Origin of the sequence: Pseudoalteromonas rubra (assembly GCF_005886805.2) — a bacterium.
Taxonomy (GTDB): Bacteria; Pseudomonadota; Gammaproteobacteria; order Enterobacterales; family Alteromonadaceae; genus Pseudoalteromonas; species Pseudoalteromonas rubra_D.
This window is the reverse complement of sequence record NZ_CP045429.1, coordinates 1,553,463-1,566,189: the sequence shown is the minus strand read 5'-3', so window position 1 is coordinate 1,566,189 and position 12,727 is coordinate 1,553,463. Positions and strand designations below refer to the sequence as shown.

Below are 12,727 nucleotides of genomic sequence, written 5' to 3'. Positions count from 1 at the left end.
CTCTACTGTCCAACTGAGCTCACTATCTTGATTTGTCTCTCATCCGGTACTTCCTGATATGACATCACTCTCAGTCCCGGTATGGTGTGTTTTACAAATCTTGACAGCACACTTCTTAACATACCTGAGGTTAATAAGATGGACGGCTCGCCGAGCATTTCTTGCGTTTGATGGGCTTCTCTTAATGAACCTTGAAGCCGCTCTGCAAGGCCTGGCTCTATGCCTGCCCCCTCATCACCTGCGTTCTGTAGAGACTTATGCAACATCTGTTCCAACTCGGGCGCCAATGTTATGACAGGGATTTCTTCAGCCCCACCTACCGCATCCTGAACGATCAATCGACGCAGTGAAATACGCACTGCAGCCGTCAGTACATCCGGGTCCTGACTGCGTGGACCGTACTCAACCAGGGTCTGAACAATAGAGCGCATGTCACGAATTGCAACGCCTTCATTCAGCAAGTTTTGCAGTACTTTCACAATCGTAGTGAGTGGCAAGATATCTGGTACCAGACCTTCAACCAGACGAGGATGACTCTTAGCCAGCATATCAAGCAGATTCTGTACCTCTTCATGCCCCAGAAGTAAAGACGCGTTATTGGTCAACAGCTGACTGATATGTGTCGCCACGACCGTCGCTGCGTCAACCACTGTGTAGCCCAGAGAATGTGCTTCATCTTTTTGCTCTGGTTTGATCCATACCGCTTCCAGGCCAAACGCAGGATCTTTGGTCGCCACGCCATTAATTGGACCAAATACCTGACCAGGGTTGATGGCCAGCTCATCACCATGCTTCAGCTCACCATCTCCAGAACCCACACCCATCAAGGTGATGCGATATGCATTTGGGTCCAGTTCCAGGTTATCGCGGATGTGGACGGGCGGTACCAAAAAGCCCAGTTCCTGAGATAGCTTTTTACGCACCCCTTTAATTCGATTTAACAGCTCACCACCTTGCGACTGATCAACCAGCGGGATCAGGCGATAACCCACTTCCAGGCCAATCACATCGACTGGCTGTACATCATCCCAGCCTAGCTCTTTTTGTTCCTGCTGTTGAGACGCAACCGCGCCACCTTTCGACTCTTCAGCTTCCTGTTCTTGTGCTTTAATTTTTTGTTGATGTGAGTAATAAGCCAGATATCCAATCAGGGCACCCAGACCGAGGAAGGCAACATGAGGCATACCAGGTACGAGTCCCATAACAATCAGGATCCCCGCAGCGATAGACAAAGATTTCTCATTGCCCAGCTGCTGCGTCATTTGCTCACCCATGTTGTGCGATTCATTCTGACGCGTCACCACAATCGCAGTACCAATTGACAGTAACAGTGAAGGAAGCTGGGCAACCAGACCATCTCCGATTGTCAGTAAGGTATATACCTCCATGGCTCTGCTAAACGTCAGGTCGTGCTGAACCATACCTACAAACAACCCACCAATGATGTTAATTGCCAGGATAACGATGCCTGCGATGGCATCCCCTTTTACGAATTTACTGGCACCATCCATCGAACCATAAAAATCGGCTTCACGGGTTACTTCTTCACGTCGTGTTCTCGCTTCGTCTGCTGAGATAAATCCGGCATTCAAATCTGCGTCTATCGCCATCTGTTTACCCGGCATTGCATCCAGGGTAAAACGTGCAGATACTTCAGAGATACGACCGGCACCTTTGGTAATAACCACAAAGTTAATGATGATTAGAATAAGGAAGACCACCAGACCCACCGCATAGTTACCGCCAATCACAACGGAACCAAATGCTTCGATCACTTTACCGGCTGCGTCACCGCCGTTATGACCCTCCAACAAAACCACCCGGGTACTGGCAACGTTCAGCGCCAATCGCAAAATGGTCGCAATCAGTAGCACTGATGGAAACATACCGAATTCAAGCGGTTTCATGGTGTAAACCGTCACCAGCAGAACCACCAGGGCCAGCGCGATATTGAATGAGAATAAGATATCGAGCAAAAATGGCGGCATAGGTAACACCACCATGCCCAATGCAGCCAGAACCAGTACCGGTGTACCGACCCCTTTTGCATATTCTTTTTTATCTCGATTAATCTGTTGTAAAACCGCTTTAAAATCCATAACTTACAAACCACAAATTATTGACGCAGTTACATTAAAGCAAGTTTGATACCAATTAGCTTAGTGTTTCAGTTCATCTGGAATGGGCAGGTCTTTCTTTAATTCAACCGGGCGCTTACCACGGCCCTTGTTAAATTTTTTCAATTGAAACACGTAGGCCAGCACCTGGGCCACAGCGGTGAATAGTTTTTGTGGGATTTGGTCGCCAACTTCGGTCGTATGATACAAAGAGCGGGTTAAAACAGGTGATTCAACAATGGGGACTTCGTTCCCTTTAGCAATTTTACGGATCTGCATGGCGAGTTCATCAACGCCTTTGGCAATCACCATAGGCGCCCCCGCTTTTTCTGTGTCGTATTTTAGCGCCACAGAGTAATGAGTTGGGTTGGTGACCACCACATCGGCATCAGGCACTTCCTGCATCATCCGTCGTTGCGACATTTCACGCTGTGTGCGCCGGATACGGGCTTTAATCTGAGGATCACCTTCCGAGTTTTTATACTCATCTTTGACCTCTTGTAGCGTCATCTTGAGCTGTTTATGATGATTGTAACTCTGATATGGCGCATCAATTGCCGAGATAATGATCATGGTGCAACTCAGCGCCAGAAACATCCAGGCCAAAATTTCCAGGGAGTGCATAATGCTGCCCGGGATTTGCTCGATACTGAGGTGCAGTATCTCGTAAAAGAAAACCTTAATTAGCAATATCGCAAACCCGGCCACCAATACAAACTTGAGGATCGACTTAACCAACTCCACCGCGGCCTGTGGCCCAAACATCCGTTTAATGCCTTTCATTGGGGACATTTTACTTGGCTTAGGTGCCGCTGCTTGCCAGCTAAAATTAAAGCCACCTAACAGCGTATTACCAATAATCCCAGCCACCATAATGATCAATACAAACATACTCAGCGGAAAAATAATTTCGGAAAATGCATCTCCCCAGACAGAAAACATTTTGGTGGTGTCATAGGTTTCATTGCGGTTCAGTGTAAACATTCGACCCATCATGTTGTACAGCCCCTTGGCGATGTCCGGGCCGTACAGCAACAATGACACAGCAGAAAATATAAGTACAAATGTCGTGCCCAACTCTTTTGAGCGGGCAACTTGCCCTTTCTTACGGGCATCTGCAATTTTCTTATCCGTGGGTTCTTCTGTACGTTCCTGACCAGAATCTTCTGCCATCGTTTTGCTCCCGCTACTCGATTACACCGTGCACCCGATCAGGTTACACATTAATTCTGTCATTTTCAGCCACTGAAACTCGTATTGAATCACAAAGTTCCCCATCGTTGCCCAGATGATCAACAAACCCGACACCATAGTAAAAGCAAACCCCACAGAGAAAATATTCATCTGCGGTGCTGCACGCGTCATAATACCGAATGACAGGTTTATCAGTAGCATGGCGGTTAGTGGTGCCAGCGACAATGCCAGCGCAGTGGCAAATAGCCAGCTGCCCCAGGTCACAATCTGCCAATAATTATCAACGACCCACCAGCTACCATCAATGGGCCAGCTCTGAAAGCTATACACCACCATCTTGATCATCATCAGGTGGCCATTAAAAACAAAAAACAACAATGTCGCCAGAATCAGATAAAACTGACCGACTGCCGGTACGCTCAAACCATTGGCCGGGTCGACCACTGAAGCAAAACCAAGCCCCGTTTGCATTGCCAGAATCTGACCCGCAACAATAAACGTATTGAGCAGCAGTATAGAAGCAAACCCGATTGAGACCCCGACTATAATTTCATGCATCACCACCAGTACCATGGCGAAAGAAAATAAGTCGGTGAACTGGGTCTGAGGAATAGCCGGAACAACCGAAACAGTCACAACAACTGACATAGCAAGCTTGATACGGGTTGGGACACTCTGTGCCCCTAAACCTGCCATTATCATAATCATCGAACTGATCCTGATAAACGGCAACATATAGTCACTGAGCGCCTGAATAATGAGTTCGAAGGGGTACTCCATGGCACGTTACCCTGCGATTTCTGGGATCTGAAGCACCAACTGGTTGAAAAAATCCATCAGTACTTGAGTCATCCAGTGACCACCGAAAATCAGGGCTACAATGGTGACGATAAGTCTGGGCAGGAAGCTTAAGGTTTGTTCGTTGATCGAGGTTGCCGCCTGGAATACCGCCACGACCAGACCTATCATCAGGCCCGGCAATACAATGGCGGTCACCAGTTTAATAACAATAAAAAGCGAATCACTCAGAATATCGACAAAAACTTCTGGTTCCATGTCACACTCCTAAGCCAAAGCTGCGAGCCAGGGTACCCATGATCAGAGACCAGCCATCGACCAGCACAAACAACATAATCTTAAAAGGCAAGGCCACTATCATAGGTGACAGCATCATCATACCCATCGCCATCAGTACACTGGCAACCACCAGATCCACAATCAGGAAGGGGATGAAAAACATAAAGCCGATGATAAAAGCGGTTTGCAGTTCACTGGTCACAAACGCCGGAATAATGACCACAAACGGGGTATCTTCCGGGCTGTCCAGCTTATCGTAGCCTGCTATTTTAGCAAATGTTTCCAAATCCTTTATCCGAGTTTGCGATAACATAAACGCTTTGATCGGTTCCTTGGCTTGCTCAAGCGCCTGAATTGACGTCATTTCTTCATTCAGATAAGGCTGTACCGCACGGTCATTAATCTGGTTAAAGATAGGTGCCATAATAAAAAAGGTCAGAAACAAAGACATTCCCACCAATACCTGGTTAGACGGTGATTGCTGCAAGCCAATCGCCTGACGCAGGATAGCCAAAACCACAATGATGCGGGTAAAGGAAGTCATCATAATCACAGCAGCAGGAATAAAACTCAGCGCTGTCATTATGGCCAGCACTTGCAGCGTGACTGAATATTCCTGAGAGCCATCCGGATTGGTTGTCACACTCAGTGCCTCAATGCCGTCAGCTAACGCCCCCGGAGCAAAGCACAACACTGTGATAAGGAGTAAAAATCGGATCATAGGTTCATTTCTTATTGTTATTTGCGCCAGACATTAAGCGGCTGAGTTCTTGAGCAAATGGGGCTGTGGGTGTCACTTCTAAAGGCGACTCTAACTGATATAAATAATTAATACTGTGTGGTGTCACACCAAGCAAGTGTTGTTTATCGTCTATTTCAATGACCAGTAATCGCTCTTTGCTGCCAAGCGGCAGACTGCGGATCACTTTAAAATCCTGGCTATTACCGAGATTGGGATTGAAGCGTTTCACAAGCAGGGCCAGTCCAATGATTGCCACCACCACAAACGCCAAAGACAGGCCCATAGACAACAGCTCACTGCTGAGCCCACCTGGTGGCTGCACCGCAGCCACACTGGAGAATATCAAAGCACTCATTAGCGGTCTGTTAGCGAAGCTTTTTGATACGTTCAACCTGGCTGATAACGTCAGTCAGGCGAATACCGAACTTATCGTTAACAACAACCACTTCGCCATGGGCAATCAGGGTGCCATTGACCAGCACATCCAGAGGCTCACCGGCCACTCGGTCCAGTTCAACAACAGACCCCTGGTTCAACTGAAGTAAGTTCCGTATGTTGATCTTAGAGCGCCCAACTTCCATCGAAATGGTGACCGGGATGTCTAAAATCGTATCGAGCTTACGCTTTTCATCAGCGCTCAGAGAAGCGCCGCTGTCTTGCAACTCTTCCAATTCCGCAACTTCGGCTTCAGCACCGTCCTGGTCAGCTTCCTCGGCCTCTGCGAGTGCAGCCGCCCATTCGTCCATTGTATCTTGATCATCACTCATGCACTGACTACCTTAATTAACTTCTTCATCACCAATCTAAATCCACACCTTCAGACAGGTGCAGATCTTCTTCTAACTCCGCCAACTCAGCATCCGAGTCCAGCTTCTTGCCGCCCTTCGTAAACACGTGAAGTTCTGACTTCACAGATTCTGGACGTTTAATCTTCTCACTGATTTGCAGCGCAACATTGTCACGAGAACGCCCCATTTTAGCCCTAAAGGTCGGCAGTTCTTCCACAAATACTGTGATATGCTCGGGCATCTCAACAGGAATGATATCACCCGCTTTTAACTGCATGATTTGGTCAAGCGATAAGTCTACTTCGAGTAATTGTGTAGACAGCTCCACTTCAACATCCATAATTTCGTCACGCAGCGCCTTACTCCAACGCAGGTCGGTGTCTTCAGTGTCAGACTGAACACCCGCGTCTAGCAGTTCACGAATAGGTTCAAGCATTGAGTAAGGCAAGGATATATGGAAGTCTCCTCCCCCGCCATCCAGCTCAATATGGAATGAGCTGATCACCACAACCTCTGTTGGAGAGACTATGTTCGCCATCGCCGGGTTCACTTCCGAGTCGAGATATTCAAACGACACATCCATAACCGGTGCCCAGGCTTCTTTATAATCTTCAAAAATGATTTTGAGCAGCATCTGAACGATCCGCCGCTCTGTAGGCGTAAATTCTCGCCCTTCGATTTTCGCATGGTAGCGCCCATCCCCACCAAAGAAGTTATCCACCAGGATAAACACCAGGCGGGCTTCCATAGTGATCAACCCTGTTCCTTTGAGCGGACGAAAACGTACCATGTTCAGACTGGTAGGAACAAATAGCGTGTGAATGTACTCACCGAACTTGAGCATCTGTACGCCATTGATTGATACCTCGGCAGTACGACGCATCATGTTAAACAAACTGATCCGCATGTGCCGCGCGAATCGCTCATTAACGATTTCCAAAGTCGGCATGCGACCACGGACGATACGGTCCTGTGACGAAAAGTCATATTGTAAGGCGTTACTGGTGCCGCCATCGTCACTATCCGGGACTTCTTCTTCTTCGACCTCATCGACACCATGCAATAAGGCATCGATTTCGTCTTGTGATAATAAGTCGCTCACTGACTCTTCCTACTGCATTACAAAACCGGTGAATAACACGCGCTCGACCACCTTGCTGCCCTCAACGCTTTCCATTGCAGCCTGAACTTTGTCCAGTGCACCAAGGCGCAGAGTTTCTTTACCCGCACTGGTACTCAGTTCATCAGCGGTTGTGGTCGAAAACACACTTAGCAGTGTCCCTTCAATCAGAGGTATATGCTTCTTTGCAACCTCTTCGTTGACGTCACCGCGTACCAACAGTTGCACTTTGATTTGTACAATGCGGTCGCGACTGGCGCCTGGTACGTTAAATACAAAGGGACGAGGCATGGCAACATACAGTGCGCTGCCTGTTTGCGCCGCATTTTCCTGCGATGCCTGCTCTTGCTGCTCAGTCGTCTCTTCTGCCAGCGATTCGGGCGCGTCATCTGACCCTGCAAATAAAAAGTAGCCTGCTACTGCGCCTAAAACAACAACCACAGCGGCAATAATGATGATCAACTTTTTCTTTGATCCACCAGTTTCTTCTATTTCTAAATCGCTTTCTTCTGCCATATTCGCGCTTCTTTAAATCACTTTAACCTTAATCATAGCAGCTGTTATGCATAGTAATCTATTGCTGAATCACTTTGCCGTCTGCTAGTCGTTGATTGTTGGCCGTTATTTTGCGCTTCACTGCCATTATTAGCAAGTGTTCCATGACCTTGGGATGATTCCTGTTGCTGTTGCTCTCCCCCCTGCCCCTGCTGAATATTGCTTTCTCCGAGCTGGATCCCCTGCTCAGCAAGCATCTCTCTGAGCTTGGGCATGGACTGTTCTAACTGCTCTTTGGCTTGCTGGTTTTGCACCACAAAGTTTACCTGAGCCTGCTCGCCTTCAGAACGAATTCGGATCTGCATACTGCCCAATTCGGGTGGGTCCAGACGAATTTCTGCTTCTTTATTGTTGATATTCAGCATCATGTTCACACGCTCTTGCAATGCTTTCACAGCATCATTGCGGGCAATGTTGATGGCCTGACTAACAGCTGGGTCGGTTTGCATGGCTTTTTGATTTACTGCGCTTTGTTGATTAACCTGTTGATTCTGGCGAACCTGCTCTACCTGTGCCAGCACTTCATTAAATTCATGCTTCAGTCCATCATCTATGCGCTCGCCACGAATGGCTTTAAAGATATTTTCTACCGGTGCAGGCATAGCACTACGCTGTTGTGAATTTTGCTGTTCGGACTGTCCACCCTCTTTTTTAAGCTGGGCTAATTCCGGATGCTCACTCTCTTGCAACTCAGTAACAGTCGTCTGATGTTGAGCATCTTTACTTTGCGGTTTCTGATCTACGCTATTTGCTCCAGACTGGCTCACTGTCGCCGCCTGTTTGTTAACCTTTTCTGGCGCTATCGGATCAGTTATTCTGGCAGCGTTATTGTCTTTATCAGACACTTTGGCCTGCTCAGCTTGACCTGACTGCTCCACATTTGACACAACTGGTGCTGTTACACCTTCAGCTTTGCCGGACGTTGTCCCGGTCGGTTTGACACCCAACTGCTGCAACAACTGCTCCGCTTTTGCACGATGTTCAGGATCACTTAGCTCTTCACTATCTAGCTGTGACTGTAAATTAGCCGCAAGTGTTTGCTTTTGCTGCGGAGTAAGTGTGTCAACCATGGCTTTCAAGTCAGCGGTGCTGTTTACATTTGCGCCCTGAGGTGGCTGCACAGGCTGTTGTGCTTTAGTCACATTATCGGCGACTGACACCTGAGATTTACTATTGCGCAAAAACTCGCTCTGCTCACTCTGAACTTTATCACTGAGCTTGGTCTCTTTCTGGTCGCCCTGAGGTGCTGTTATCACCGGGCCTACCTGATCAACCGGGCGCTGAGCGATTTTACCGTCGAACGGCACTTTTTCTGTTACCACTTTATGCACGGCAACCTGTTCAGGTGTTTGTTCGTGCTGCGATGAGATCTCTTGAGCATTTACAGGGTTTGCGTTTGCAGGGTTCGCTTGTACAGACGCGGCTTGTGTAGTAGCTAGTTTAGCATCCGGAAGCGGCTGCTCAGCATTCACAGACTTGGCCTGGACCTGCGCTTTGTCACTGCTTTTCAAATTTATTTCAGCATTGTCAGATTTTAACGCTTCCATGATACTGGCAGATTTTCCTTCGCCTTTGGCAAGCAGCTCATCAGCCACCGGTCCAGACGAATCGCTGGGTTGTATGATACCAGGCCCCACACGATCAATCCGTTTATGAATAACTAACTCATCCACGCTCTCCACCTGAATTTTGCCTTTCAGATGATTACCATCGGGAAGCGCATTTGCGCCTGCGGTGACAGATTTAGATGTCGCTTCTTGCAGCTTAGGATCCACAGCGTCGTCAGTCTGACTCAACTCCCCCTGACCCAAAGGAGCTGGTACAACCGGTCCAGGTCCAATGTTGTCGAGCGGTTTTTTCGTTTCAGGTGGCACCACCAGCGTTTCTTTACCCAAATAATCTTTTAGCGCTTTGGGAACTGGTGCCAAATTGTGGGCAACGTCTGTACTTTGCGCGTTAGAGGAAGTGATTTGAGCAAGCAGCTCATCAGCATCACTGGGGTTTGCACCACTACCTGCTGCCGCACTTCCCTTGCCTGGTAACTCGGAGTCATCCAGCCGTAAAGGTTCATCCGGCGCGGTATTTTGTTTTTTCGGCAAATGGCTATCATCGAGACCTAAACGGCGGTCCAGGCCCTCAGGCAATGGGGCAAATTCGCCCGCGTTTTGCCCATCAGACTGAGACGTTTCATCACCGCTGTCTTGCTCTGCCTGAGCAAGCATGGCAAGAAACCCTGACTCTTCCGCTTGTTCCGTTTGATCTTTTCCCTTCGCCGAAACTCCGTTATTGATTGCTACTTCTAGCGAAACATTGACCATATTTCCACCTATATGTGCGGCAAACTTGCGCCGCTAACCGGATTAAATTGATATACTGGATTAACATTGCAAAAAGCACGCCATTCATGAACTATTTTTGACACCTTTTATTATTGTGCGAGCTTGCGACGCATGAAGATATTGGTAGCAAACTCATCAAGCATTTTCTGCTCTGCTTTGGCCAGCCTTTGTTGTTCTTCAAACGCCTTTTTCTCTATCAGCTTGGCAATCGCTTTGGCTTTCACTTGTTGCTCTAACCATAACTTACGACGCTGATCCACCACTCGCTTAGCGGTGGCAACGGTATTAGCCTGCTGCCGAATGGCCTCTTCAATCTTACTGATAAAAGCGTGATATTGGCCAAACCCCGCACTCGAGAGACCTTGCTGCGCTTTTTGATGAAGCTGTTGACTATATTCAAGACGAAAATCATTCAGGCCATTGAGCTTTTGTTGATTCGCATGAAAATTTTGCTCCGCCTGAATAAAATTAAGGCGTAGCTTTTCTTCTTTCTCGCTTTCAAGTTTGAACAATAAGTCAAGTTTGTTATTTGCCATTAGCCCTGTCCCAGAAGTTGTGCCAGACCTTGCAGGCATTCATCATAGTGCAACACGTCTTTCATTCCTTGCTGCAAGAAGGCGTTGATATTGGGCATCATATTGATAGCCTGATCCAACATGGGATCACTCCCTTGCTGGTAGGCACCCAATGTGATCATATCTTTATTTTGCTGATACATAGAATAAACCTGTTTGAGCACACGCGCCTGCTGCATGTGACTTTCCGATACCACCTGCGGCATTACCCGTGAAATGGACTTCTCAATATCAATGGCCGGATAATGACCACTGTCAGCCAGCTCCCGCGACAAAACAATGTGCCCATCAAGAATTGCCCGAGCGGAATCTGCAATCGGGTCTTGCATATCGTCCCCTTCACTCAATACCGTGAAGAAAGCCGTGATCGACCCCTGACCTTCCCCACCGTTACCCGCCCGTTCGACCAAAGCCGGCAATTTAGCAAACACCGAAGGTGGATAACCTTTGGTTGCCGGAGGCTCACCCACTGCCAGCGCGATTTCACGCTGCGCCATGGCATAACGAGTCACCGAATCGAGCAGCAACAATACGTTCAGCCCCTGATCACGAAAATACTCTGCAATCGTGACTGCACTCTCACACCCCTTCAATCGCATCAAGGGGGATGCATCGGCCGGTGCTGCGACGACGACGGAACGTTGTCGCCCTTCAACACCGAGGATTTCGTCTATAAACTCTTTTACTTCCCGGCCCCGCTCGCCAACCAGACCAACCACAATGACGTCTGCCTCACTACCACGCGTCATCATACCTAGCAGCACTGATTTACCGACACCACTACCGGCAAACAGACCCATTCGCTGCCCTTGTCCAACCGTTACAATGGAGTTAATGGCACGCACGCCGACGTCCATTGGTTCCTTAATTGGCCTTCTGGCCAGAGGGTTAATTGCAGCCTGTGCAAATTTCAGGTGGGTTTCTGCCTCAATCGGCCCGAGCCCATCCAAAGGACGACCCAGGCCATCTACAACTCGGCCCAACAGGGTCATCCCAACGGGCAAGCCTGCCTCTTTGATTTGCGGGATAACACGAGCGCCAGGTAACACACCTGATATATGATCGTTAGGCATTAAATAGAGGGTGTCATGATTAAAGCCGATTACTTCGGCATCGACAAAACCACGAATGGTTTCAATTTTGCACTGACTGCCAACCGGGGCATTGAGGCCCTTGGCTTCAAGCGTGAGACCAACGACCCGAGTCAAACTGCCCGCAACGGCGACACCGTAAGGCTGGATATGTTTTTGAAACTTTTGCAGGCGCTCAGCCAAGGGTTGCTCTGTCGAACTAGATACGGTCATTTGCTGTCAGTGAAAAAATTCAGATAATTCACTTATGCAAAAATCTCTCCAACATTTTTTGCGGCGACTAAATCAGTACGCCGCCTTGTGCTTAGATTCAGGTGTCAGCACCACTGGCTTGCAGAAAACTGCCAAGCACTTCAGCAATGCGATTTTTAAGGCTCAGGTCAATTGACGACTCTGGTGTTCTGATATGACAGCCACCGCGTTCAAGCGTCGGCTCTGGCACTAACTGCCAGTGTTGCTCAGCGATGGTTTCCTCACCATAGGCTTCTTTAACCAGGGCTAAATCTTCCGGGTGCAGGTTGATCCGCATCTGTGTGTCATGCAGCGGTAAAGCATCAATGCCTCTCTTAAGGGCCTGTAAAATCAGCTCAGGACGAGTTTTTACTTGCTCAAAGATCACTTGCTCTGCCAATAAATTGACGAGTTGCAACAACTGTTTTTCGGCAGCTTCATCTATCTGGCGAAGGGGTTTTTGAGTGGCTTCAAGTAACGCGGACAAAGAATGTAATCGCTCTTCAATCAGCGGCTTTGATTCTTCTATCCCCTGCTCTTTACCGAGCGTTACTCCTTCTTTGTAGCCCGCTTCTTTCCCCTCACTGACACCTTTATCAAATCCCTCGATATAGCCCTGCTCGTGACCCTGTTTCAGACCTTCTTCATAGGCATCCTGCCTGATCTGCTCCAACTCTTCGAGTGTGAGCATAGGGACTTCTTCGGCTTCAGGCTCTGGCTCTGGCTGACTAACTTTTTGTTGATAGAGCTCTTCAAGTGGGGTACCCATGGCGGTCGAACGTCCGGAGTACTTACTCAGATCCTCATCCACATTAGGGATTGGCCAGTTTTCAAGCAGCTCATCCAGTGCTTCTGAGCTCACTGGCTTACCACGATATAACTTCTTCTCAGCCATGGC

At 48.4% G+C, this 12,727-nt stretch carries 13 protein-coding genes; all 13 read right to left on the bottom strand.

The features are described 5' to 3' along the window. Positions 1-2 precede the first annotated feature (2 nt). Positions 3-2,099: a flagellar biosynthesis protein FlhA gene (flhA, locus tag CWC22_RS06655; RefSeq protein ID WP_125563812.1), complete on the bottom strand. Its 2,097-nt coding sequence runs from the start codon at positions 2,097-2,099 to the stop codon at positions 3-5. A 60-nt stretch (positions 2,100-2,159) separates the two neighbouring features. After that, positions 2,160-3,290 carry a flagellar biosynthesis protein FlhB gene (gene flhB / locus CWC22_RS06650; RefSeq protein WP_125563814.1) on the bottom strand — a complete coding sequence of 377 codons (1,131 nt, stop codon included), beginning with the start codon at positions 3,288-3,290 and terminating at the stop codon, positions 2,160-2,162. Between the two features lie 21 nt (positions 3,291-3,311). Next, entirely contained in the window at positions 3,312-4,091 is a 780-nt protein-coding gene (gene fliR, locus CWC22_RS06645) for a flagellar biosynthetic protein FliR (protein ID WP_138538174.1), read from the bottom strand. 6 nt (positions 4,092-4,097) lie between these two features. Beyond that, entirely contained in the window at positions 4,098-4,367 is a 270-nt protein-coding gene (gene fliQ, locus CWC22_RS06640) for a flagellar biosynthesis protein FliQ (RefSeq protein WP_010385685.1), read from the bottom strand. A 1-nt stretch (position 4,368) separates the two neighbouring features. After that, complete coding sequence (fliP, locus tag CWC22_RS06635) at positions 4,369-5,109, bottom strand: flagellar type III secretion system pore protein FliP (protein ID WP_138538173.1); 741 nt, start codon at positions 5,107-5,109, stop codon at positions 4,369-4,371. A gap of 4 nt (positions 5,110-5,113) precedes the next feature. Beyond that, positions 5,114-5,485 carry a flagellar biosynthetic protein FliO gene (gene fliO / locus CWC22_RS06630; protein ID WP_125563818.1) on the bottom strand — a complete coding sequence of 124 codons (372 nt, stop codon included), beginning with the start codon at positions 5,483-5,485 and terminating at the stop codon, positions 5,114-5,116. A gap of 10 nt (positions 5,486-5,495) precedes the next feature. Further along, positions 5,496-5,897 (bottom strand): flagellar motor switch protein FliN, encoded by a 402-nt coding sequence (fliN, locus tag CWC22_RS06625; protein WP_010385682.1) that lies wholly within the window; start codon positions 5,895-5,897, stop codon positions 5,496-5,498. Between the two features lie 28 nt (positions 5,898-5,925). Further along, the gene (fliM, locus tag CWC22_RS06620) at positions 5,926-7,020 is read right to left on the bottom strand and encodes a flagellar motor switch protein FliM (RefSeq protein ID WP_010385680.1); all 1,095 of its coding nucleotides are present in this window, start codon (positions 7,018-7,020) and stop codon (positions 5,926-5,928) included. 9 nt (positions 7,021-7,029) lie between these two features. Next, positions 7,030-7,554: a flagellar basal body-associated protein FliL gene (gene fliL, locus CWC22_RS06615; protein ID WP_010385679.1), complete on the bottom strand. Its 525-nt coding sequence runs from the start codon at positions 7,552-7,554 to the stop codon at positions 7,030-7,032. 44 nt (positions 7,555-7,598) lie between these two features. Next, the gene (locus tag CWC22_RS06610) at positions 7,599-9,911 is read right to left on the bottom strand and encodes a flagellar hook-length control protein FliK (RefSeq protein WP_138538172.1); all 2,313 of its coding nucleotides are present in this window, start codon (positions 9,909-9,911) and stop codon (positions 7,599-7,601) included. A gap of 110 nt (positions 9,912-10,021) precedes the next feature. Further along, the gene (gene fliJ / locus CWC22_RS06605; protein WP_138538171.1) at positions 10,022-10,468 is read right to left on the bottom strand and encodes a flagellar export protein FliJ; all 447 of its coding nucleotides are present in this window, start codon (positions 10,466-10,468) and stop codon (positions 10,022-10,024) included. Continuing rightward, on the bottom strand, positions 10,468-11,811 hold the full coding sequence (fliI, locus tag CWC22_RS06600) for a flagellar protein export ATPase FliI (RefSeq protein WP_125563822.1): 1,344 nt from the start codon (positions 11,809-11,811) through the stop codon (positions 10,468-10,470). The genes fliJ and fliI overlap by 1 nt, the downstream gene beginning before the upstream one ends. A 97-nt stretch (positions 11,812-11,908) precedes the next feature. After that, complete coding sequence (gene fliH / locus CWC22_RS06595; RefSeq protein WP_138538170.1) at positions 11,909-12,724, bottom strand: flagellar assembly protein FliH; 816 nt, start codon at positions 12,722-12,724, stop codon at positions 11,909-11,911. Between the last annotated feature and the right edge of the window lie 3 nt (positions 12,725-12,727).

Bases quoted from the DNA above. Each gene is read 5' to 3' on its own strand.
- flhA (WP_125563812.1), bottom strand. From the start codon at position 2,099: ATGGATTTTAAAGCGGTTTTACAACAGATTAATCGAGATAAAAAAGAA.
- flhB (WP_125563814.1), bottom strand. From the start codon at position 3,290: ATGGCAGAAGATTCTGGTCAGGAACGTACAGAAGAACCCACGGATAAG.
- fliR (WP_138538174.1), bottom strand. From the start codon at position 4,091: ATGGAGTACCCCTTCGAACTCATTATTCAGGCGCTCAGTGACTATATG.
- fliQ (WP_010385685.1), bottom strand. From the start codon at position 4,367: ATGGAACCAGAAGTTTTTGTCGATATTCTGAGTGATTCGCTTTTTATT.
- fliP (WP_138538173.1), bottom strand. From the start codon at position 5,109: ATGATCCGATTTTTACTCCTTATCACAGTGTTGTGCTTTGCTCCGGGG.
- fliO (WP_125563818.1), bottom strand. From the start codon at position 5,485: ATGAGTGCTTTGATATTCTCCAGTGTGGCTGCGGTGCAGCCACCAGGT.
- fliN (WP_010385682.1), bottom strand. From the start codon at position 5,897: ATGAGTGATGATCAAGATACAATGGACGAATGGGCGGCTGCACTCGCA.
- fliL (WP_010385679.1), bottom strand. From the start codon at position 7,554: ATGGCAGAAGAAAGCGATTTAGAAATAGAAGAAACTGGTGGATCAAAG.
- CWC22_RS06610 (WP_138538172.1), bottom strand. From the start codon at position 9,911: ATGGTCAATGTTTCGCTAGAAGTAGCAATCAATAACGGAGTTTCGGCG.
- fliJ (WP_138538171.1), bottom strand. From the start codon at position 10,468: ATGGCAAATAACAAACTTGACTTATTGTTCAAACTTGAAAGCGAGAAA.
- fliI (WP_125563822.1), bottom strand. From the start codon at position 11,811: ATGACCGTATCTAGTTCGACAGAGCAACCCTTGGCTGAGCGCCTGCAA.
- fliH (WP_138538170.1), bottom strand. From the start codon at position 12,724: ATGGCTGAGAAGAAGTTATATCGTGGTAAGCCAGTGAGCTCAGAAGCA.